Source organism: Glycomyces sp. NPDC050141 (assembly GCF_055586545.1).
On record NZ_JBVJHZ010000040.1, the window covers coordinates 31,743 to 53,430 of the forward strand.

General features: G+C 71.0%; 19 protein-coding genes, 2 pseudogenes and 1 riboswitch. Of the genes and pseudogenes, 12 read left to right on the top strand and 9 right to left on the bottom strand.

The window, feature by feature from the left end:
- Nucleotides 1-3: 3 nt before the first annotated feature.
- From purH to ACZ60M_RS20705, 6 genes and pseudogenes are all read right to left on the bottom strand, one after another.
- On the bottom strand, nucleotides 4-1,581 hold the full coding sequence (gene purH / locus ACZ60M_RS20680; protein ID WP_465420403.1) for a bifunctional phosphoribosylaminoimidazolecarboxamide formyltransferase/IMP cyclohydrolase: 1,578 nt from the start codon (nucleotides 1,579-1,581) through the stop codon (nucleotides 4-6).
- Nucleotides 1,582-1,607: 26 nt separating this feature from the next.
- Nucleotides 1,608-1,771, bottom strand: a riboswitch (ZMP/ZTP riboswitch).
- A gap of 132 nt (nucleotides 1,772-1,903) precedes the next feature.
- Nucleotides 1,904-2,344: pseudogene (locus ACZ60M_RS20685) on the bottom strand (VanZ family protein); the annotation flags it as partial.
- Between the two features lie 32 nt (nucleotides 2,345-2,376).
- Nucleotides 2,377-2,676, bottom strand: a complete 300-nt coding sequence (locus ACZ60M_RS20690) for a ribbon-helix-helix domain-containing protein (RefSeq protein WP_465420404.1) — start codon at nucleotides 2,674-2,676, stop codon at nucleotides 2,377-2,379.
- On the bottom strand, nucleotides 2,673-2,957 hold the full coding sequence (locus ACZ60M_RS20695; RefSeq protein ID WP_465420406.1) for a hypothetical protein: 285 nt from the start codon (nucleotides 2,955-2,957) through the stop codon (nucleotides 2,673-2,675). The genes ACZ60M_RS20690 and ACZ60M_RS20695 overlap by 4 nt, the downstream gene beginning before the upstream one ends.
- A gap of 75 nt (nucleotides 2,958-3,032) precedes the next feature.
- Nucleotides 3,033-3,644 carry a phosphoribosylglycinamide formyltransferase gene (purN, locus tag ACZ60M_RS20700; RefSeq protein ID WP_465420408.1) on the bottom strand — a complete coding sequence of 204 codons (612 nt, stop codon included), beginning with the start codon at nucleotides 3,642-3,644 and terminating at the stop codon, nucleotides 3,033-3,035.
- Nucleotides 3,631-5,019, bottom strand: a complete 1,389-nt coding sequence (locus ACZ60M_RS20705) for a cell division protein PerM (protein WP_465420410.1) — start codon at nucleotides 5,017-5,019, stop codon at nucleotides 3,631-3,633. The genes purN and ACZ60M_RS20705 overlap by 14 nt, the downstream gene beginning before the upstream one ends.
- Nucleotides 5,020-5,134: 115 nt before the next feature.
- On the opposite strand from ACZ60M_RS20705, the gene ACZ60M_RS20710 reads away from it, so the two are divergent.
- Nucleotides 5,135-5,572, top strand: coding sequence for a thermonuclease family protein (locus ACZ60M_RS20710; RefSeq protein ID WP_465420412.1), 438 nt, complete (start codon nucleotides 5,135-5,137; stop codon nucleotides 5,570-5,572).
- Nucleotides 5,573-5,606: 34 nt separating this feature from the next.
- On the opposite strand, the gene ACZ60M_RS20715 is transcribed toward ACZ60M_RS20710, so the two are convergent.
- A complete protein-coding gene (locus ACZ60M_RS20715) occupies nucleotides 5,607-6,254 on the bottom strand; it encodes a response regulator transcription factor (protein WP_465420414.1) in 648 nt (215 codons plus the stop codon).
- Nucleotides 6,242-7,549, bottom strand: coding sequence for a sensor histidine kinase (locus tag ACZ60M_RS20720; protein WP_465420416.1), 1,308 nt, complete (start codon nucleotides 7,547-7,549; stop codon nucleotides 6,242-6,244). The genes ACZ60M_RS20715 and ACZ60M_RS20720 overlap by 13 nt, the downstream gene beginning before the upstream one ends.
- Nucleotides 7,550-7,731: 182 nt before the next feature.
- Here ACZ60M_RS20720 and ACZ60M_RS20725 point away from each other — a divergent pair, with 182 nt between their 5' ends.
- The 3 genes from ACZ60M_RS20725 to ACZ60M_RS20735 all read left to right on the top strand — a co-directional run bounded on the left by ACZ60M_RS20725 (nucleotide 7,732) and on the right by ACZ60M_RS20735 (nucleotide 11,361).
- Complete coding sequence (locus tag ACZ60M_RS20725; protein ID WP_465420418.1) at nucleotides 7,732-7,956, top strand: hypothetical protein; 225 nt, start codon at nucleotides 7,732-7,734, stop codon at nucleotides 7,954-7,956.
- Complete coding sequence (locus ACZ60M_RS20730) at nucleotides 7,953-8,720, top strand: ABC transporter ATP-binding protein (protein WP_465420420.1); 768 nt, start codon at nucleotides 7,953-7,955, stop codon at nucleotides 8,718-8,720. Before ACZ60M_RS20725 ends, ACZ60M_RS20730 begins: the two co-directional genes overlap by 4 nt.
- A 169-nt stretch (nucleotides 8,721-8,889) precedes the next feature.
- A complete protein-coding gene (locus ACZ60M_RS20735; protein WP_465420422.1) occupies nucleotides 8,890-11,361 on the top strand; it encodes an ABC transporter permease in 2,472 nt (823 codons plus the stop codon).
- 75 nt (nucleotides 11,362-11,436) lie between these two features.
- Here the strand turns inward: ACZ60M_RS20735 and ACZ60M_RS20740 are convergent, their stop codons facing one another.
- Nucleotides 11,437-12,882, bottom strand: a complete 1,446-nt coding sequence (locus ACZ60M_RS20740) for an MFS transporter (RefSeq protein WP_465420424.1) — start codon at nucleotides 12,880-12,882, stop codon at nucleotides 11,437-11,439.
- An 86-nt stretch (nucleotides 12,883-12,968) separates the two neighbouring features.
- Between ACZ60M_RS20740 and ACZ60M_RS20745 the strand changes: the two genes are divergently transcribed.
- The 8 genes and pseudogenes from ACZ60M_RS20745 (at nucleotide 12,969) to ACZ60M_RS20780 (ending at nucleotide 21,566) form a co-directional block, all read left to right on the top strand.
- A complete protein-coding gene (locus ACZ60M_RS20745; RefSeq protein ID WP_465420426.1) occupies nucleotides 12,969-13,391 on the top strand; it encodes a MarR family winged helix-turn-helix transcriptional regulator in 423 nt (140 codons plus the stop codon).
- Nucleotides 13,392-13,517: 126 nt separating this feature from the next.
- A complete protein-coding gene (locus ACZ60M_RS20750) occupies nucleotides 13,518-14,537 on the top strand; it encodes a hypothetical protein (protein ID WP_465420428.1) in 1,020 nt (339 codons plus the stop codon).
- A gap of 115 nt (nucleotides 14,538-14,652) precedes the next feature.
- Nucleotides 14,653-15,057 (top strand): annotated as a pseudogene (locus ACZ60M_RS20755) (cobalamin B12-binding domain-containing protein); the annotation flags it as partial.
- A gap of 679 nt (nucleotides 15,058-15,736) precedes the next feature.
- A complete protein-coding gene (gene sucC, locus ACZ60M_RS20760; protein ID WP_465420430.1) occupies nucleotides 15,737-16,915 on the top strand; it encodes an ADP-forming succinate--CoA ligase subunit beta in 1,179 nt (392 codons plus the stop codon).
- A gap of 4 nt (nucleotides 16,916-16,919) precedes the next feature.
- Nucleotides 16,920-17,807, top strand: a complete 888-nt coding sequence (gene sucD, locus ACZ60M_RS20765; RefSeq protein WP_465420431.1) for a succinate--CoA ligase subunit alpha — start codon at nucleotides 16,920-16,922, stop codon at nucleotides 17,805-17,807.
- A 252-nt stretch (nucleotides 17,808-18,059) separates the two neighbouring features.
- Nucleotides 18,060-18,212 (top strand): hypothetical protein, encoded by a 153-nt coding sequence (locus ACZ60M_RS20770; protein WP_465420433.1) that lies wholly within the window; start codon nucleotides 18,060-18,062, stop codon nucleotides 18,210-18,212.
- A 109-nt stretch (nucleotides 18,213-18,321) separates the two neighbouring features.
- Nucleotides 18,322-19,557: a metal-dependent hydrolase family protein gene (locus ACZ60M_RS20775; RefSeq protein ID WP_465420435.1), complete on the top strand. Its 1,236-nt coding sequence runs from the start codon at nucleotides 18,322-18,324 to the stop codon at nucleotides 19,555-19,557.
- Between the two features lie 83 nt (nucleotides 19,558-19,640).
- A complete protein-coding gene (locus ACZ60M_RS20780; RefSeq protein ID WP_465420437.1) occupies nucleotides 19,641-21,566 on the top strand; it encodes a protein kinase domain-containing protein in 1,926 nt (641 codons plus the stop codon).
- Nucleotides 21,567-21,688 lie beyond the last annotated feature (122 nt).

The following is a 21,688-nucleotide window of genomic DNA, read 5'->3' on the forward strand; positions in this document are numbered from 1 at the left end:
CGGTTAGTGCGTGAAGTGCCTGGTCCCGGTGAGGTACATCGTGATCCCGGCTTCCTTCGCCGCCGCGATCACTTCCTCGTCGCGGACCGAACCGCCCGGCTGCACGACGGCCTTGACGCCGCCGTCGATGAGGATCTGGAGGCCGTCCGCGAACGGGAAGAACGCGTCAGAAGACGCGACCGATCCGGTGGCCCGCTCACCCGCGCGCTCGACCGCGAGCTTCGCGGAGTCGACGCGGTTGACCTGGCCCATGCCGACGCCGACCGAGGCGCCGCCGGAGGCGAGCAGGATCGCGTTCGACTTCACGGATCGCACCGCGCGCCAAGCGAACGCGAGGTCGGCGAGGGTCGCCTCGTCGGCCGCGTCGCCCGTGGCGAGGGTCCAGTTGGCCGGGTCGTCGCCGTCGGCGTCGATGCGGTCGGGGCGCTGCGCGAGCACGCCGCCCGAGATCGGCTTGAGCTCGATGTCGGCCGGGACCCATTCGGGGGCGCGGAGCAGGCGGATGTTCTTCTTCGCGGAGAGGATCGCGAGCGCTTCGTCGGTGAACGACGGCGCGACGACGACCTCAGTGAAGATCCCCGCGATCTGCGCGGCGGCCTCGGCGTCGATCTCGCCGTTGGAGGCGATGACGCCGCCGAAGGCGCTCACCGGGTCGCACTCGTGCGCGGCGCGGTGGGCGGCGGCGATCGAGTCGCCGACGGCGATGCCGCACGGGTTGGCGTGCTTGATGATCGCGACGCACGGCTCGGTGAAGTCGTGCGCAGCGCGCCAGGCGGCGTCCGCGTCGGTGTAGTTGTTGAAGCTCATGGCCTTGCCGTGCAGCACTTCGGCCTGCGCGAGCCCGGCCGCGCCCGGCGCGGCGTAGACGGCGGCGGGCTGGTGCGGGTTCTCGCCGTAGCGGAGGTCCGCGAGCTTGGTCATCGGCACGGCCTGGAAGTCCGGGAGCACGTCCTCAGTGGATTGCCCCGCTTCGGCGGAGCCAGCGGAGCCGTCAATTTGTTGAGAGAGCCAGGTGGCGACGGCCGCGTCGTAGGTCGCGAGGTGCGCGAAGGCCTTGGCGGCCAGGCGGAGCCGCTCGGCGGCGGTGGTGCCCTCGACGGCGGCGGTGCGCACGAGGTCGTAATCGGCGGGGTCGACGACGACCGCGACGTTCGCGTGGTTCTTGGCGGCGCCGCGGGTCATGGAGGGCCCGCCGACGTCGATCTTCTCGACGATGTCGTCGAAGCCCGCGCCGGAGGCGACGGTGTCCTGGAACGGGTAGAGGTTGCCGACGAACAGGTCGAACGCCTCGATGCCGAGCTCTTCGAGCTGCTGGCGGTGGGATTCGCGGCGGACGTCGGCGAGCATCCCGGCGTGGACCTTCGGGTGGAGGGTCTTCACGCGGTCGTCGAGGATCTCGGGGAAACCGGTGAGGTCTTCGACCTTCGTGACGGGGATGCCGGCCTCACTGATGCGTGCGGCGGTCGAGCCCGTCGATACGAGTTGGACGCCCGCTTTGTGGAGGTCTGCGGCGAGTTCGACGACGCCGGTCTTGTCGAACACAGAGATGAGGGCTCGCTGAATGCGCTTCCGCTCGGACATGAATGCACTGCTCCTGATGGTCTAATGACTGCGGCCCAGGCGTTCGACCGCAGTAACAGGTTCAGCAGTGCCGCTCCCTGGTGGTGCTCCACCCAAGTGCGTCTTCGTCGGGTTTCCCCTCAACAACGAGCTGCCCGGTCCGTGCCACGGGAAACTTCGGAAGACGACTTCGCCAGTCGCGACCAGCCGAGCGTAACACGGCCGCTCCGGCCTGCTCACCGGCCACATCGCGCGACGGTGAGGCCCGCCACCAGCGGTGGGACGCGAGCGCGGCCAGGACCGCGCCGAACGCGTTCATCAGCGCGTCGTCGACCGAGACGACCCGGCCGGTGAGGAACGTGAACTGGAGCGCCTCGAGCGCCACGGCGGCCACGACCGCCCCGGCCGCGAGCGTCCCGAGCCCGATCCTGAAGCGGACCGGCAGGAAGAAGCCGGCGGCGGCGAACACGAACAGGTTCCCGGCCAGCTGCTCGACGATGCGGCGCGGCCCGGCCCCGGCCAGGTCGGCGAGGTCCACGAACGGGACGAGCTGGAGCGCGTTCGCGCCTTCGCGCGAGGTGAGGCCGAGGAACAGCAGCGGCACGGAGCCGACGACCGCGCCGACCTCGGCGAGCGAGTACAGCCACGCCTCCCGGCACGGTCGGCCGCGCCGGATGCGCCAGGCCGCGAGGGCCCAGGCGGCGGCGAAGGCGAACGGCAGCAACGCGAAGGCGACGTAGAGGGTGTTCGCTTCGAGGGAGTTGACGGCGAGGGGCGGAGTCATGCCGGAACCCTAGCCGAGCACGACCCTCGCTGCTATGCCGTGCGGTAGCTGATCGGCTGGACCAGGCGGTTGACAGCCCGGTGCAGGTCGGAGAGTTTCAGCGTGACGGTCTGGTCGGCGACTTCGGCGGCCTTGGCCTCGGTCAGGGCATCGCGGATGACCAGGCTCGGGCTCACCCCGCGCCGGTCGGACTCGGCCGCGATCCACTCGGAGAGCTCCTGGTCGACGCGGACCGAGTACACGACCGAGATCTGCCGCTTGGTGTCGTCGACGTAGGCCCCGGACCAGTCGCGGGATTCGAGCGCCTTCAGCGCTTCTTCTCGTTTCGTCATGACTTGCTTCCTTCCCGGAAGGCCCGCTCGATCCCTGCGATCTCAGCGGCGTCCAGCAACCTCGCGGACACGACGAGGAACTCGTTGTCCGCCTCTTCCTCGATGAGCGCCACCCCGATCCACCGGCGGCGGCGGTCCTGCGCGGCGACGCGCAGCACCGCCCCGATGTGCTCGCGCATCCTGGGCTTGCCGTGCAGTACGTCCTGCACGTCCAGCCAATGGAGACCGGCTGCCGTGATGGCGTCGTAAGACGCCTCGTCGAATCGGTATCGTTCTTCCACGCCGTCAATGTATACAAGTGTAAACGGATTGAGGGCGCAGCGACACCCCGACGCGTCACTCGGGACGGGAGTTTTTCAGCCGAGGCGGACTCGGGTGCCTTCCACTTTCCAGCCGCCCTGGACCATGCGGCCGACGGAGGCGACGAGCTGGGCGCGTTCGGCTTCCTTGATGCGCTCGGTGAGGGTGTCGACGGTGTCGTCGTCCTCGACAGGGACGGCGCACTGGGCGATGATCGGGCCGGTGTCGACGCCCGCGTCGCAGATGAAGAGGGTCGCGCCCGCGAGTTTGACGCCCGCGGCGAGGGCTTCGCCGGGGCCGTTCATGCCGGGGAAGGCCGGGAGCAGCGAGTTGTGGGTGTTGATGTAGCGGCCGGGGAACGCGGCGAGGAAGCGCGGGCCGCAGAGCTTGAGGAACCCGGCGGAGACGACGATGTCGGGCTCGTAGGAGGCGACGTCCTCGGTGAGGGCCTGGTCCCATTCGTCGCGGGTGCCGTAGTCCTTGACGCGGTGGACGAACGTGGGGATGCCGGCCTTTTCGGCGCGTTCGACGCCGAAGGTGCCCTCGCGGTCGGCGCCGACGGCGGCGATCACGGCCCCGTAGGCGGGGTCGGCGCAGGCGTCGATGAGGGCCTGGAGGTTCGAGCCGGAGCCGGACACGAGGACGACGAGCCGCTTAGGTGAGGTCACGTGAGTACGGTAACGCGTCTTCGCGGCTCGGCGCGGGTTCGGGGATGACCACCGTGTCCCGACGCACGAGCTCGGCTTCGGCGGCGCGGCGGTGGACGGCGAAGAGGCGGGCGATGAGGGCCGCGCCGACGAGGCCGATGAGGAACTGGACGCCGCTGACGCCGGCGACGGCGAGCGGGTCGGGCCCGATGTCGGCCATGAGGTTAGATCCGGCCGCGCCTCCGGAGAGGTAGGCGAGGACGCCGAGGACGAGGGCGGCGGTCGCGGCGGCCACGATCCCGGCGGTCGTCACGCGCGGGACGCGCAGGTCGGGCGAGCGGTAGGTGAGGATGACGCCGAAGACGGCCGCGAGCATGAGCGGAAGTCCGATGAGGATGGTCGCGTAGTCGGGCAGGGGCGCGCCGGGCACGGCCGCGAAGACGGGGAAGGCCGGGAGCGGGCCGAGTTCGACCATGGAGGTCTGGACGGCGGTGTCGGCGCCCACGGCGAAGCCGGGACCGGCGATGTAGGAGGCGGCCCAGACCGCGCAGTTGGGCAGGTAGACGAGGCTCATGAGCGCGACGATCCAGGACTCGTCCCCGTACAGCGCCATGGTGTCGGCGACGACGGGCCCGCGTACGGCGAACGCGACGCCGGTGGCGGCCGCGCCGCAGGCGAGGAGCGCCCCGGCGGTGATCATGCCGGTGCGCAGGCCGCGCCGCATCCACACCGAGGCGGTGTCCCACGGGAGGACCCCGGCTTCGCGGGCCGCGCCGAACGCGGTGGCGATGATGACCAGCGGGACGGCGTGCAGCAGCGCCTGGAGGAGGTCGACTTTGAAGGGCCCGGTGGTGCACAGGGCGGCGGCGCCCGCGACGAGTCCGGTGTAGAGGATCGTGATGAGTCCGGCGGCGGCGCGTACGGCGGCGGTGTCGCGGCCGCCGATGGCGCGGGTGGTCCCGGCGGCGGCCTTCGCGAGGCGCCAGAAGACGAGGATGGTGAGCGCGAGCGGGGCGATGCTCAGGTGCATCGGTCCGATGTCGACGGGCACGCCGTGCCCCGACAGCCACGCGATCCCGGCGGCGGCGACGACTTGGGAGACCGGGCCTTCGGCTCCGGCCTGCCACCAGCCGAGGATGACGACCACGAGGATCGGCGTAAAGACGACGGTGACGGCCCAGACGGTCGTGGCCAGCGCGGATGCGAGGAGCGCTCGCGGGCGCTTCGCCCTGGTGCGCTTGGCGTACGCGGCGGTGTCGACCACTTCGGTGTCGGCGGTGCGGCCGCGCTGCGGGGGCGCGGCGTCGGCGGAGGCGTCCCCGGACACGCTGATGCGAACGGTCTCCCGCTGCGCGGACCCTGCTCTGCCAGGGCGTCGGTTCGGTCGTCGCTCCACGCCGCCCAGTCTGTCACAGCCGGGCACGGCGAGCACGGTTCCCGTCCACGGCATCGGAATGCGAGGATGGCAAGGAAACGTCCGGCTACTGGGGCCGGCCGGGAGGAGGCACCACATGGAAGGTCCGGGCGACTTCTACGCGACGGTGGACGTGGTCGACGTGGTCGACGGCGACACGTTCCGCGCCTACATCGACGGCGAGAAGGTGCGCGTGCGCATCATGGGGATCAACTCCCCCGAGTCCGGCGGCTTCCGCGAGGAGGAGGACTGGGGCGCCGAGGCGAAGGCCTACGCGCGCAACAAGCTCGAGGGCCGCACCGTGCACCTCTTCACCGACCCGGGCGACCCGGCCTACGACCAGTACGACCGGCTGCTCATGCACGTCGTGATGGAGAACGGCATGAACTACGCGGTCCTGGCGGTCGCCGAGGGCATGGCGCACACGTACATCCTGCGCCACCAGGAGCTCGTCATCGGCGACACCCTGCGCAAGGCCGAGAAGCTCGCCAAGGCCGAGCGCCGAGGCATGTGGTCCTCGAAGGCCCACGACTGACACGCCGGGCGGGCACCCCCTCGGGGGCGCCCGCTCAGGCGCGTTCGAGGTAGTGGAGGACGGCGGCGACGCGGCGGTCGGTCTGGTCGTCCGGGGTGAGGTCGAGCTTCTGGAAGATGTTGCGGATGTGCTTGTGCACGGCGTTCTCGGTGATGAAGAGGCGCTGCGCGATCGCCTGGTTGCCCAGGCCCTCGGCCATGACCGACAGGACTTCCTTCTCGCGCGGCGTCAGGCGCTCGACGGGGTCGTCGGCGCGGCGCTGCGCGAACAGCTGCGCGACTACTTCGGGGTCGATCGCGGTGCCGCCCTGGGCGACCCGGTGCAGGGCCTCCACGAAGGCGTCGACGCGGCCGACGCGTTCCTTCAGCAGGTAGCCGACGCTGCGGGCGCCGTCCGCGAGGAGGTCGGTGGCGAAGCTCTGCTCCACATAGGCGGAGAGGACGAGCACGGCCAGGCCCGGGTGGGCGCGGCGCGCGGCCACGGCCGCTTTGATGCCCTCGTCGGTGTGGGTGGGCGGCATCCGGACGTCGACGACCGCGATCTCGGGCCGGTGCTCCTCGACGGCGGCGAGGAACTCCTCGGGCCCGCCCACGGTGGCCACGACGTCGAAACCCTCGCCTTGCAGGACCAGGTTCAGGCCCTCGCGCAGGAGGAAGTCGTCCTCGGCGATCACGATCCGCATGGCAGCTCCACTCTGATCTCGGTCGGCCCGCCCGCGGGGCTGGCCACGGCCACGGTCCCGTCGAGCGCTTCGACGCGCCGCGCGATACCCGCCAGCCCCGAACCGGAGGCGGCGTCGGCTCCGCCGCGGCCGTCGTCGGACACGGTCACGGTGAGCGTATTCCCCTTGCGCCGCACCTCGACCGAGGCCTTGGTCGCGCGGGAGTGCTTGGCCACGTTCGTCAGCGACTCGGCGACCACGAAGTACGCGGTCGCTTCGACGCTCGCCGGGCACCGGCCCTCCACCGCGACTTCGAGGGTGCACGGCACCGCGCAGTCGGAGGCCAGCGCGCTCAGCGCCCCGGCCAGGCCGCGGTCCTCCAGGACCGGCGGCAGGATCGAGCGGACGACCGCCCTCAGTTCGGCGAGTGCGCCTTCGACGGTGTCCTGGGCGCGTTCGAGGATCTGGTCGGCGCGCGCCGGGTCGCGTCCGATCTCGCGGCGGGCCGCGCCGATGAGGACGTTGACGCCGACGATGCGGTTCTGCGCGCCGTCGTGCAGGGCGCGTTCGATGCGGCGCAGCTCGACCGCGTGCGCGTCGAGGGCGGCCGCGCGGGTCGCGGTCAGGCGGGCGACCTTCTCGGAGAGGTCCATGCCCGGGTCGGGCCCGAGGAACGCCGTGCCGGGCCGGGTCTGCAGGTCGAGGAGTCTGGTGCCGAACAGTATCCAGAGGGCGAACGCGGCGACGCCGGTGGCGCAGCCGAGGAGCGCGGCGGTCGCGGTCTCGGCCTCGACCAGGCCGTTGAGGATGTACTGCTCCGAGTCGGGGGCGAGGAACCACCACAGCGGGTAGGTGACGTCGTGGACGGCGGTGAACGGCATCTGCAGGAGCAGCGCGCCGAGGATGAGGCCCCACGTGCCGTGGATGACGAGCCAGGTGAGGTCGCGGCGCACGCTCGGGTCGGCTTTGAGTTCGCGGAAGTTGCGCGGCGGGTCGAGGTAGGGCCCGAGGTAGGGGGTCTTGACCTCGTGGCCGAGTCGGCGCAGGCGCCCGCGTTCGAGGCCTGCGACGGTGCGCACCCAGCGTGACATCGGGCGGATGAGGAACCGGCCGATGCCGAGGAACGCGAGCACGGCCGTGAGCAGGAGCAGCGGGATCGTGTAGAGCGCGAGGAACGCGAACCCGGCGCCGACGATGCCCCACCCTGTGGCGCGCAGGGACGCCTGGAGGAGCGCCGCGAGGTCGGCGGCCTCCCCTTCGGGGCGCAGCTGCGCGTCGATCCAGGCCTTCGCCTGGCGCAGCCTCGTGCGGACCATCCGCGCCCTCCTCTCAGCGTCGGCTTCGAAACCTACCCGGGGATTCGCGGATCGGCGGTAGTGCTGGCTATACCTCCGGGCCTGCACCAGGCCTCACCGTGAATCGGCCAGTCAGCGTCATTGGGCCGCAGCGCGTTTCGCCATAGCGTTTCCCTTATCCGATCCCGTTGGAGGGCAACGCCATGAACGACCAGTACCGCATCACCGAACCGCCGCCGCAGCAAGGCGTCGGGCACTTCACGATCATGACCGTCGCGCTGTGGATCGGCGTCGTCGCCGGGGTCGTGCTGAACACGGGCCTGCAGGCGATCGGGCTCCACTTCGTCGCGATCCCGTTCGGGGCCATGGCCCTGGCCTGCGGCATCGCACTCATCGTCCGGGCCGTGAAGAGCCGGGGACGCCGATGAGCACGCTCACCGCGCCCCGCCCGGACCTGCGCACCGACACGGGCAGGCCGCCCGCGCTGCTGCTGCACGACGTCTCGAAGGTCTACGACGGCGCGCACACCGCGCTCGACCGCGTCTCGCTCGAGGTGCGGCGCGGCTCGTTCCTGGCGGTCATGGGCCCTTCGGGCTCGGGCAAGTCGACGCTGCTGCACTGCGCGGCCGGGCTCGACACGCCGACTTCGGGCGAGGTCCGGATCGGCGGGACCGAGATCGCGAAGCTCAGCGAGAACCAGCGGACCCGGTTGCGGCGCAGCCGCATCGGGTTCGTGTTCCAGTCGTACAACCTGCTGCCGTCGCTGACGGTGGAAGAGAACCTGACGCTGCCGCTGCGCCTGGCCGGGACCCCGGCGGACCACCGCTGGCTGCGGGACCTGGTCGATCGCGTCGGCATCGCGGACCTGCTGCACCGGCGCCCCGGGGAGCTCTCGGGCGGCCAGCAGCAGCGGGCGGCGATCGCGCGGTCGCTCGCGGCCCGCCCGGAGGTGGTGTTCGCGGACGAGCCCACGGGGGCGCTCGACCTCGACACTGCCGCCGAGGTCCTCGACCTGCTGCGCGAGCTCGTCGACGGCTCCGGGCAGACGGTCGTCATGGTCACCCACGACCCCGCAGCGGCCGCCCGAGCCCACGCGACCGCGGTGGTCGCCGACGGCCGCATCGAGCACTACGTGCCAGGAGCAACTGCAGAGCAACTTGCCGCGCTCCTCGCCGGACTCCGCAAGCGCTGACCGTGCTCCACACTTCGAGCGATCGTTCGGCGGCGCACCGGCCGCCGCGCATCGCGCCCGCCGCGCTCACCCGACTACGGAGGCCCTTACCGTGCCGAAGACCCGACACGAGCGCCCGTCTGCGGACCGGCGTTCCCGCTTCTCCGCCAAGGCATCTCCCTCCTTCCCCATGCTCGGTCCTTCGCTCTCGATGGCCCGCAAGCGGATCGGCGGATTGATCGCCGTCGCGTGCGCGGTGCTCGGCGGCGCTGCGATGGTGACCGCCACTGCCGTCCTCGCCGAGACCGGCGCGTCTTCACACCTGCCCGCCGAGCGGCTCGCCGCCGCCGACCTCGTCATCGCGGCCGACCAGGCCTACCCGCTCCCCGAGAACCCCGACCTGCCCTTCGGCGAGCGCGTGCCCGTCGCGGCCGACCTCGCCGCTCAGGCCGCCGCCGTCCCCGGCGTCGAAGCGGCCGTTGCTGATCTCTCCTTCCCTGTCGACCTCGGCACCGGCACCGTCCTCGACGGCCACAACTGGGATACCGCCGCGTTGTCCACAGCCCCTGTGGACGGCCGCGCCCCGGCCGGTCCCGGCGAACTCGCCCTCAACACCGCTACCTCCCGTCAACTCAACCTCACTATCGGTGACTTCATCACGGTAACAACAGGGTCCGACATAGCCCCTGACCTCGACGAATACCGCATCACCGGCCTCACCGAAGCCCCCGGCGTCCACTTCGACGCCGCCACCGCGACCGCACTCGCCGCGCACCCCGCCGGCGGCGTCGACCTCATCGCCGTCACCATCAACGGCAACCCCGACACCGTCGCCGCCGACCTCGCCGACGCCCTTGCGGGCCAAGGCGTCAACGTCATCACCGGCGACCGCATCGGCGACGCCGAGACCATCGCGGGCGGCACCGCCCGCGGCGAACTCATCGCCCTCGCCGGGGCCCTCTCCGGCACCGTGGTCCTCCTCGTCGGCTTCATCACCGCCGGAGCCCTCTCCGTCTCCGTCGCCAACCAGCGCCGCGACCTCGCACTCCTGCGCGCCGTCGGCGCCACCCCGCGCCAAGTCCGGCGCCTCATCGCCACCCAAGCCAGCGCCGCCGCGCTCATCGCGCTCGTCCCCGGCATCGCCCTCGGCTACGTCATCGCCGACGGCTTCATCGCCGTCCTCACCGAAGCGCAGCTCGTCCCTGCCGCACTCCCGTTGGCGCTCAGCCCGATCAGCGGCCTCGCCGCCGCCGTCCTCCTCCTCGTCACCGTCCAGCTCGCGGCTCGCGGCGCGTCCCGCCGGGCCTCGAAGATGTCCGCGACCGAAGCGGTTGCCGAGTCCCGCGTCGAACCGCGACGCCCCGGCACCGGACGCGTCATCGCCGGGTTCGCGCTGCTCGGCATCGCGCTCGCCCAGTCGGTGCTGCCGCTGTTCGTGCGCAACGAAGCCGCGTTCATCTCCGCCGCGACCGCCACGATGATGGCCGTGATCGGCCTCGCCCTCGCCGGGCCCGTGATCGTCAAGGGGGTCACCGGGATCGCCCGCAAACGCCTCAACGGGAGCACCGCCGCGCCGGTGTGGCTGGCGGTCAACAACAGCCACGCGTACGCGCTGCGCACCGCCGGATCGGTCACCGTGCTCGCGCTCGCCATCGGCCTCACCACCACACAGGTGTTCAGCCAGACCACGCTCACCCGCACCATCGCCGACGAGATCGCCGCCGGGTCGGCCGCCGACGCCACCGTCACCGGCCCGCTCACCACCGGCGACATCGCCGACCTCGCCGCGCAGGACGGCGTCGAAGCGGCCGTGCCGCTCGTCGCGACCACCGTCATCCGCGAGTACGACCTCATGGGCGACACCGAAGCCGAGGTCACGCCCGCGCTGGCGCTCGGGCCGGGCGCCGACCGCGTCATCGACCCCGCCGTCGAACAAGGCAGCCTCGCCGACCTGCACGGCGACACCGTCGCCGTCAGTACCGGGACCGCGCAGCTGTGGGGCGTCGGCGTCGGCGACCGCCTCGAACTCGTCCTCGCCGACGGCACCACCGCCGAGGCCGCCGTCGTCGCCGTCTACGAACGCGGCTTCGGGTTCGGCGGCCTCATCGCCTCCACCGACCTCCTCGCCGCGCACAGCGGACCGCGCCTATACGACACGGTCCTCGTCGACGGCAGCAGCGAGGCCGCGACCGCCTGGGCCGCAACCCAACCCGGCATGACCGCGAACGCTGGCGACACGGCGCTGCGCGCTCCCAGCGGGGTCAGCCCCGACCAGTGGATCAACCTCCTGGTCATGCTCGCCATGACCGGGTACGTGCTCCTCGGCGTCGGCAACAGCCTCGCCGCCTCGACCACGCGGCGGCGCGGCGAGTTCGCGGCGCTGCGGGTCATCGGCGCGACCCCGCACCAGGTCCGCCACATGGTCCGGCGCGAAGCCCTGATCACCGCCGCCATCGCCGTCGGCGCGGGCCTGCTCATCTCCGTGCTCCCGATGTCCTTGCTGGGCTTCGGGTTCATGGGCCAGCCGTGGCCGCAGGGCCCGCTGTGGGCGATCCCGGCGGTCGCCTTGCTCACCACGGGCATCGCGTACGCCGCCGTCGCGATCCCCACCAGCCAGGCCTTGAAGGTCCCGCCGACCATGGCCTTGGCGACCGTCGACTGAAATCCAGGGAACCGGGAAACACAGTGGGGGCCACCGAGAACGGTGGCCCCCACTGTGCGGGTGTTTATTGGGTTCTTAGGCGGCTTCGACCGCTGCGCGGCGGCCCAGCAGCGCGGTGGCACTGGCGAGGAGGCCGACGATCGCGACCACGGTCACGAGGTACAGGCCGGGCCGGTACTGGTCGAGGTTGGTGGCGACGCCGCCGGAGATCAGGCCGGTGGCGATGGCCAGGACGACCGCGCCGCCGATCTGGCCGGAGGTCTGGACCAGGCCGGAGGCCAGGCCCTGCTCGTCGTCCGCGATGCCTTCGGTGGCCTGCACCATGGTCGCCGAGAAGCCGATGGCGAAGCCGAGGCCCAGCAGCAGGAACGCGGGCAGGTAGTCCACGAAGTACGCGGGGGTCGGGTCGCCGGCGCGGAGGATGAACCACAGGTAGCCGAGGACGAACGAGGTCATCGAGGCGATGATCATGGGCGTGGTGCCGAAGCGGTCGATGACCTTGCCGGCCTGCGGGGACAGGATCGCGACGATGACACCGGTGGGAGCCAGCGCGAGGGCCATGTCGAGCGGGCCCCATTCGAGCGTGTTCTGCAGGTACAGGGACACGATCGTCTGGAATGAGATGTAGGAGCCGAAGATCGCCATCGCGGCGAGGTTCGCCCGCACGATCGACTTGACCTTGAGGATGCCGAGCCGGATCAGCGGCTCGCGGATCTTGTTCTCCACCACCAGGAACGCGCCGAGCAGGAGGACGGCGGCGGCCGTGGTGGCGATGGTGAAGGCGGTGAAGCCGGTCTCAGGGACGGTGACGATGGTGTAGACCGCGGCGAGCATGCCGCCGGTGAGGAGCGCGGCGCCGCCGAAGTCGATGCGGCCGTGCTCGGGCTCGCTCTTGGGGACCACGAAGAAGGCCAGGATGATTACGCCGACCACCAGGACGGTGGGCACGTAGAACGTCAAGCGCCAGTCGATGCCGGTGAGCAGGCCCGAGACGATGAGGCCCGAGGCGTAGCCGGTGGCGCCGAAGACGGTGAAGAAGGACAGCGCCTTGTTGCGGTCGTGGCCTTCCTTGAACGTGGTGGTGATGATCGAGAGCGCGGCGGGGGCGGTGAACGCGGCGGCGACGCCCTTGACGATGCGCGAGGCGATGAGCAGGCCCTCGTTGTCGACGAGGCCGCCGACGAGCGAGGCGATGCCGAAGACCACGAGCGCGGTCAGGAAGACCTTGCGGCGTCCGAGCAGGTCGGACATGCGTCCGCCCAGGAGGAGGAGGCCGCCGTAGCCGAGGATGTAGCCGTTGACGATCCACTGCAGCGAGCTGGTCTCGAGGCCGAGTTCCTGGCCGATGGACGGGAGCGCGACGCCGACCATGGAGACGTCGAGGGCGTCGAGGAACATCGCGAGGCCGGCGACGAACAGGACGGCCCAGAGCTTTGGCCCCCACCGGGTCGGGGCATGTGATTCGGGATCGGGGGTGTCGGAGAGGTCGTCGGTGCGGGGTTTGGATTCGGTGATCGTCATGCCGAGAAACTTACATGCCCGTGCATTGAATGTCAACGCATCTAATGAGTGGACATTAAATGTCTTGACATGGTAATCTCCTGGTCATGGAGGCTGATTCAGGCGTAGACGTGTGCGCGAAGTGGTCTGAGACACTGCGTGTGTACCACAACACATCGTGCGAGCTCGAGAACGAGCTGCAGTCCCGGCACGACTTGGGGCTCAGCGAGTTCGAGGTGCTCCTGATCCTGGGCCGCACCTGCGGCGACCAGGCCGAGGGCAAGGCGAAGATGAAGGACATCGAAGCGGAGATGTACCTCAGCCAGAGCGCCCTCTCCCGCACCGTCACCCGCCTGGAGAAGGCCGGGCTCGTAACCCGCGCCGCGTGCGACTTCGACCGCCGCGCCAACTTCCTCATGCTCACGCCCTCGGGCCGCGAGCGCTTCGAGGCCGCCAAGCCCACGCACAAGGCCGTCCTCGTCAAGCACCTCGTCGACACGGCCGACTCGAAACGCACGGGGACCTGCTAGCCCACTACCCCTGGGCGCGTGGCGATCACACCTCGGGCTGGACGGCTTTCCCCGACTCCCAGCCCCGGTCGGTATGGTGAAGGCGAGAGCAGTCACAACCGATCCGGCCCGTGGAGCGTGGATGCAATGACTCCCCCAGAGAACGAACGACCTGACGAGGACGGCGGCACCTTCAAGCTGAAGCCCGGTGCCGCAGCTCCCGGAGCAGGCGCGCCCGCGCCCGCCCCGGCCGACGAGTCCGGTCTCGACCGCACGATGAAGATCCAGCGCCAGGGCGGCGCACCGGCCGGGGCCTCGACCCCGCCCCCGCCGCCGTCGCCGCTGGGCAACCCGACCGGCCCGGCGGAGCCGAACGTCGCCTCCTTCGCCGAGACCACGGTGATGCCGCAGCAGGGCGGCTCGCAGACCGGGTTCCAGCCCGCCTCGCAGCCCCCGCCGCCGAACCCGCTCGGCAGCGGCCCGATCCCGCAGCCCCAGCAGCAGCCGTACGGCCAGCAGCCCTCGCCGTTCCCCGGCCCGCCGCCGCAGCAGCCGGGCTACCCGCAGGCCCAGCCCGGTATCCCGCAGGGCGAAGCGCCGACCGGCATCAAGCACATCGGCCTCATGGCGATGATCGGCGCGGGCGTCGGCCTCGTCTTCAGCATCGTCAACGTCGCCGTCTACGGCCCCCTCATCGCGATGGGCGGCCTCGTCATCAGCGTGCTCGCCGCGGCCGCCTTCGGCTGGTACGGCTGGGCGCTCCCCAAGGGCAAGATCACCTCGCCCGGGCTGCGCCTGACCGGCGTCATCCTCATGATGATCGGCGCCGGCGGCTCGCTCATCGGCGTGCTCACGTCGTTCCTCTTCCCGGTCATGCTGATCATGTACCTGGTCAACGCCGGCGTCTACGGCTACGCCAGCTTCCTCTACTTCACGAAGCAAGAGGTCAAGGACTACATCAAGGGCGCCCCGTCCATGGCCGGTGGCTACCCGCCCGCCGGGGCTCAGCAGCCTCAATACGGGCAGCAGCCGTACGGGCAGCAGCCGCCGCCCCCCGGCTACGGCCAGCCGCAGCAGCCCCAGCAGCAGCCGGGCGCGTACCCGCCGCCGCCTCCGGGCTACCCGCAGCAGGGCCAGCAGCCGCCGCAGGCCCCCTACGGCGGTTAGGCCTACCGCCTCACGCCGGTCGCGACTAAGCTCACTCGTAAGCAACGGCCGCGGCACGCACGGTTCGCCAAGAGCGCCGTGGGTGCCGCGGCCTCCTGTACGAGGAGGTACAACCATGTCCGCTACCGGCACACCGATCAGGGTGGTCGTCGCGAAGGTCGGGCTCGACGGGCACGACCGGGGCGCGAAGGTCGTGGCGCGGGCGCTGCGCGACGCGGGCATGGAGGTCGTCTACACCGGCCTGCACAACTCCCCCGAGCAGGTCGTCGCGACCGCACTGGCCGAGGACGCCGACGCGATCGGCCTGAGCATTCTCTCCGGCGCGCATATGACGCTGTTCCCGCGAGTGCTGCGACTACTCGACGAAGCGGGCGCGCGCGACATCATCGTCTTCGGCGGCGGCATCATTCCCGACGAGGACGCCGCGCAACTGCGCGAAGCCGGAGTGGCCGCGATATTCGGTCCCGGGGCCTCGACCCAGGTGATCGCCGAATGGGTGCGCGAACATGTCGCCTCACCCGATCAGGGCCGTCCCGCAACCGTGTTATGGGCCTCTGCCTGCGAAAACGCCCTCGCCAAAAAATTCTCTGAGAATCCCGTAACCGGCCGCGAGCGCCCTCGTTCTTAATAGTGTCGGACGCAGTGCAATACAGCGGAAGACGCATCGGCAGCGGGCCTAAAGGCCGCTATTGAGAAAGACCGCCGCGGCACCGGGAGTTCACTTCCGGTTCGGATCGCGGCAATATGCACGGTTTGTAGAGCTGTGCCACATACTGCCGATGCCCTGTCGATTGAGGGGTGGCGATAGGGCATCGTGCCTAAGGGAGTCAAGCCTTTGAGGGGTGGGCTTGATTCCCGCTAAGGGGACCGGACGCCTGAGGGGTGCGTCCGGTCCCCGCCTCTTTCCCCCGAAATCCCGCTCCGCGTTCCGGCCCGAACCGGATGTCGCACCCTCGCGCGACAATCGAATCGGGGGCGACGGCGAACCGACACACCCGACCCCGGGGGCCGGACGCCCCGCACAGCCCGCCTCCGCCGCCGTGCGACCTTCGATCTCGTCACACCGGTCGCCCGCCGTACGCTCCGCGCACTCGCTAAGGGTTACCCTGCGAGAACGGGCACCTGTACCCGATCCCCGCCCACCGGCGGGGCGGCCCGGGCCCGGTCAAAGAAGACTAGCTAGTGGAGCGGACTCTACAGTGGATCTGTACGAATACCAGGGCCGCGCACTGTTCGCCCGGCACAACGTGCCGGTACTGGACGGCGGCGTCGCCACCACCACGCAGGAGGCCGTGGAGCTCGCTGAGCGCCTCGGTGACCGGGTGGTCGTCAAAGCACAGGTGAAGGTCGGCGGCCGAGGCAAGGCGGGCGGCGTCAAACTCGCCGACAACGTCGACGAGGTCAAGACCCACGCCACGAACATCCTCGGCATGGACATCAAGGGCCACACCGTCGAGAAGGTCATGCTCACCGTGACCGCCGACATCGACGAGGAGTACTACTTCTCCTACCTCCTCGACCGGGCGAACCGCACGTTCCTGTGCATCGCCTCGACCGCGGGCGGCATGGAGATCGAAGAGGTCGCGCACACCGCGCCCGAGAAGGTCGTGAAGCTCCCGATCGACGCCGGCGTCGGCGTCACCCCCGAGATCGCGGACGACATCGTCACCCGCGCCGGGTTCCCCGAGGACCTCCGCGACCAGCTCGTCGACGTGTTCGTCAAACTCTGGGGCGCGTTCGTGTCCGAGGACGCGACGCTCGTCGAAGTCAACCCGCTCGTGCGCACGCCCGAGGGCAAGGTCCTCGCGCTCGACGCGAAGGTCACCCTCGACGAGAACGCGGACTTCCGCCACCCCGAGAACGCCGAGTTCGAGGACAAGTCGTCCGTGGACCCGCTCGAGCAGCGCGCCAAGGACTCCGGCCTCAACTACGTGAAGCTCGACGGCTCCGTCGGCATCATCGGCAACGGCGCCGGGCTCGTCATGTCCACCCTGGACGTCGTGTCCTACGCCGGTGAACACCACGGCGGCGTCAAGCCCGCGAACTTCCTCGACATCGGCGGCGGCGCCTCCGCCGCGGTCATGGCGAACGGCCTCGAAGTGGTCCTGTCGGACCCGCAGGTCAAGTCCGTGTTCGTGAACATCTTCGGCGGCATCACCGCCTGCGACGAGGTCGCCAACGGCATCCTCGGCGCCCTCCAGACCCTCGCCGACCGCGGCGAGGACGTCACCAAGCCGCTCGTCGCCCGTATCGACGGCAACAACGCCGAAGAGGGTCGCCGCATCCTCGCCGAGGCGAACCACCCGCTCATCACCGTGGTCGAGACCATGGACGCCGCGGCCGACAAGGCCGCCGAGCTCGCGAACAAGGGGGCCTAGTCCAATGGCGATCTTCCTCAACGAGAACTCCAAGGTCATCGTCCAGGGCATGACCGGCTCCGAGGGCATGAAGCACACCCGCCGCATGCTCAAGGCCGGCACCGAGATCGTGGGCGGCGTCAACCCGCGCAAGGCCGGCACCAAGGTCGACGTCGACGGCGTGAGCCTGCCGGTGTTCGCCTCCGTCGCCGAAGCCATCGCCGAGACCGGCGCGAACACCTCCGTCGTGTTCGTGCCCCCGGCGTTCTGCAAGGCCGCCGTGGTCGAGGCGATCGACGCCGAGATCGAGCTCGCGATCGTCATCACCGAGGGCATCCCGGTGCACGACTCCGTGACCTTCTGGAACTACGCCGAAGCCAAGGGCAACAAGACCCGCATCGTGGGCCCGAACTGCCCCGGCATCGCCTCCCCCGGCAAGTCGAACGCGGGCATCACCCCCGCCGACATCACCGGCACCGGCCCGATCGGCCTCGTCTCCAAGTCGGGCACGCTGACCTACCAGCTCATGTACGAGCTGCGGGACCTCGGCTTCTCGACCTCGGTGGGCATCGGCGGCGACCCGGTCATCGGGACCACCCACATCGACTGCCTCGCGGCGTTCGAAGCGGACCCCGAGACCAAGGCGATCGTCATGATCGGCGAGATCGGCGGCGACGCCGAGGAGCGCGCGGCCGAGTACATCAAGAACCACGTGACGAAGCCGGTCGTCGGCTACATCGCCGGGTTCACCGCCCCCGAGGGCAAGACGATGGGCCACGCGGGCGCCATCATCTCCGGTTCGGCCGGCACCGCCGAGTCGAAGAAGGAGGCCCTCGAGGCCGCCGGCGTCAAGGTCGGAAAGACCCCGAGCGAGACCGCGCGCCTCATGCGCGAGGTCATCGAGAACCTCTAAGGGCCGCAGCCACGGCGACGCTTGCGAGCCGTAAATGTGCAACGTGAGACGAGGGGCCGGACGGCTGGTGCCGTCCGGCCCTTCGCCGTATCCGCGGGCCTGCATCGGGCCGCGCCGCGACGCCCGCCCGGGCCGGAATCGAAGCGCGCCAACGCGAACCTGCTCCGCTCCCCCATATCGATACGGTTCCGCCGCGCATCCGGACCGGTAACGAACCGCACTGGCCCTGTGCCCGATCGATAGCATGACCGCATGCCCGACGCGCCCCTCGAACCCGGCCACCGCCCGCACCACGACGACCAGTTGCTGCCCCGAAGCGGCGCCTGGGCCGCCATCGGCACGGCCCTGTGGGCGCTCCTGCCGATGATCCCCTTGCTCGGCGCACCGATCGCGTTCATGCCGTGACGCGGTGCAGCGGCCGGGCGGGTGCCGGTCCTCCAGCGCGGTCGGGCATATTGGTGCGTGCACTAGCCGCGCGGCCAGTTCAGTCGCGCTGATCCGTGAGGAGAGGTCGATGACCGAGACCGTGCTGTTCACCGGCGCCGCCGTGCTCGACACCGCCGCGGGCGTACTCGTCCGCGACCAGCGGGTCCTGGTGCGCGGCGAGACGATCGACGCCGTCGGGCCGGACTTGGAGACCCCCGAAGGCGCCCGCGTCGTCGACCTCGCCGGGAAGACCCTCATGCCCGGCCTCATCGACTGCCACGCGCACGTCAACGCCCACACCGCGAACCTCGCGGGGCTCGCCGACGAGTCGCCCGCGTACGTGGCGCTGAAGGCCGCCAAGGAGATGCGGGAGATGCTGCACCGGGGCTTCACCACGGTGCGCGACCCCGGCGGCGCCGACTTCGGCCTGCATGAGGCGCTCGCGGAGGGCGTCGTCGACGGCCCGCGCCTGTACTTCGGCGGGAAGGCGCTCTCGCAGACCGGCGGGCACGGCGACGGGCGCCCGCGCGGGCGGAGCGTCCGCGAGGACCACCAGTGCTGCCCCGACCTGAGCACCGTCTGCGACGGCGTCGACGAAGTCCGCAGGGCCGCACGCGAACAGCTGCGCACCGGCGCGCACCACGTCAAGGTCATGCTCTCCGGCGGCGTCGCGTCGCCGACCGACCGGATCGACTCGACCCAGTTCTCGGTCGAGGAGATCCGCGCGATCGTCGAGGAGGCCGAGGCAGCCAACCGGTACGTCGCCGGGCACGCCTACACCGCGCGGGCCGTCAACCGCGGCCTCGCGGCCGGGGTGCGGTCGATCGAGCACGGCAACCTCATCGACGAGTCCAGTGTGGACCTGTTCCTGGAGCGCGACGCGTTCCTGGTGCCCACCTTGGTGACCTACCAGCGCATGGCGGTCGAAGGCGCCGACTACGGGCTCCCGGCGGCCAGCCGCGACAAGAACCCGATCGTCCTCGAAGCGGGCCTGCGGGCCCTCGAGCTGGCCCACCGGTCCGGCGTCAACCTCTGCTACGGCTCCGACCTCCTCGGCGGGATGCGCCGACACCAGTTGCAGGAGTTCACGATCCGCGGCGCGGTCCTCCCCGCCGCCGATGTCATCCGGTCCGCTACCGTCACCGCCGCAAGGCTCCTGGGCGAGTCGGGCCGCCTCGGCCAGATCGTCCCCGGTGCCCTCGCCGACCTCCTCGTCATCGACGGCGACCCCCTCCAGGACCTCGCCGCCCTCACCGACCCCGAGGCGAACCTGCGGCTGATCATGCAGGGCGGCAAGGTGAAAGCCGACCGACTCTCCGCCTGAGCCTGGACTCGCGCGAACCGGGCGTTTAAGCTTTGACCGGAACGCACCCCTTCGCACGCCGAGCCGCCCCGTGAGGAAACCCGATGCCCGCAGGCCAGCTGATAGCCGACCGGTACCGGCTCGACGAACGCATCGGCACCGGCGGCATGGGCGAGGTGTGGCGCGCCTTCGACACCGGTCTGCACCGCGACGTCGCCGTCAAACTCCTGTACCGCGGCGGCTTCGAAGGCGCCGAAGCGGCCCACGCGCGGTTCGTGCGCGAAGCCCAAGCCGTCGCCCGCGTCAACCACCCCGGCATCGCCGCCCTGCACGACTTCGGCGAGGACACCGGCCCCGACGGGCGCTCCTACCTGGTCATGGAGTACGTCGAAGGCAGGCCGCTCAGCGCTGTCCTGGCCGACGGCCCGCTCCCGCCGGAGACCGCGATGCGCCTGTGCGCGGACATCGCCGACGCCCTCGCGACCGCCCACCGCGCCGGGGTCATCCACCGCGACATCAAGCCCGCCAACATCATCGTCGGCTCCGACTCCCGCCCCCGGCTCGTCGACTTCGGTATCGCGCTGCTCCCCGACGAGACCGCGCTGACCGGCCCCGACGTCCGGCTCGGCACCCTCACCTACGCCTCCCCCGAGCAGATCGACGGCGAACCGCTCACCCCCGCCAGCGACCAGTACTCCCTCGGCGTCGTCGCCTACGAATGCCTCAGCGGCAAACCGCCGTTCACCGGCCCCAGCCTCTCCCCGGTCGTCCACGGCCACTTGCACAAACAACCGCCCGAACTCCCCGAGGCCGTCCCCGGCGAGACCCGGGCCGTGGTCATGCGGGCCCTCGAAAAAGACCCGGAGCGGCGGTGGCGCGACACGGCCGACCTCGCCGCCGCCTGCCGCGGCGACCACCCGGAGCCAGTCGACGCGACCCTGCCGCTACCGCCTCCCGTCCCGAAGCCCCGCCGCCGCACCCTCATCGCGGCGATGATCGCCGCTCCGGTCGCCGCCGGGGCGGCTGGAGTCGCATGGTGGCTCAACGGGACCCGGAACAATGACGCGGCACCGCCCGAGCCTGACGTGGACACTACGACCGTCCGGCACGACGGTCTCGTGATCGCCGCCCACGACGCACCGGTCGAAGCGATCGTCGCCATGGCGGGCGAACACGGGCCGATCGCCTACACCGCCGCCGGAACCCAACTGCGGCAATGGGACCTCACCGACGGCACCGCCATCGGATCGACCGAGACCGAGCAGCCCGTCATCGCCCTGCTCCTCGCGCCCGCCCCGGGCGGCGGCGAACGCGTGATCGCCGTCGACCGCACGTCAGGCGTCCACATCGCCGACGCCGCCGGACTCACCTGGATCGGCACCGGCACGTTCGACGCCGTCGCCGCCGCATACGCACCCCACCAGCACAACGAATCCACGTTCCTCACCGCCATGACCCCGATGGGTTGCGCCACAGTCGACCTCGACACCGGCGTCACCGGCCAGGGCATGGTCTTCCAGCCCGGCTTCATCGACCACGCCGTCCTCGGCCCCAACCGGGGCGAACTCGCCGTCGCACACGCCGAACCCGACGGCTCCGTCGCCCTCCACCACCCCGCCGACGGCACCGTCATCGGCCGCGTCCCGCCCCACCCCGAATGGGACCCCGAAACCGCCCGCACCGGCGGCCTCTGGTTCGCCGAAGGCGAAGACGGCGGCCCGCGCGGACTCGTCTACAACGACACCGACCAGCGCTACTACCAACTCGACCTGTGGACCTACTCCCCGATCGGCGAACCGGCGCCGCTCGCGCCGACCGACGCGGCCCACGACATCCGCCTCCTGCCCGACAAGTCGATACTCGCCATCGACGACGAGCAGGCCACCGTCATCAGCACCGCGACAGGCGACCGCATGCGGCTCGACGCGACCGGCGAACCCCGGCCGGTCGCACTGGCCTCCGTCCCGGGCAGCCGCACCGCGATTGTCGGATACGACGACGGCACTGTCAGAGTGTGGCAACTCGACTGACCTTGGGCCGAACCGCGCAGACGACGACGGCGGGGGGGGGGGGGGGGGGGGGGGGGGGGGGGGGGGGGGGGGGGGGGGGGGGGGGGGGGGGGGGGGGGGGGGGGGGGGGGGGGGGGGGGGGG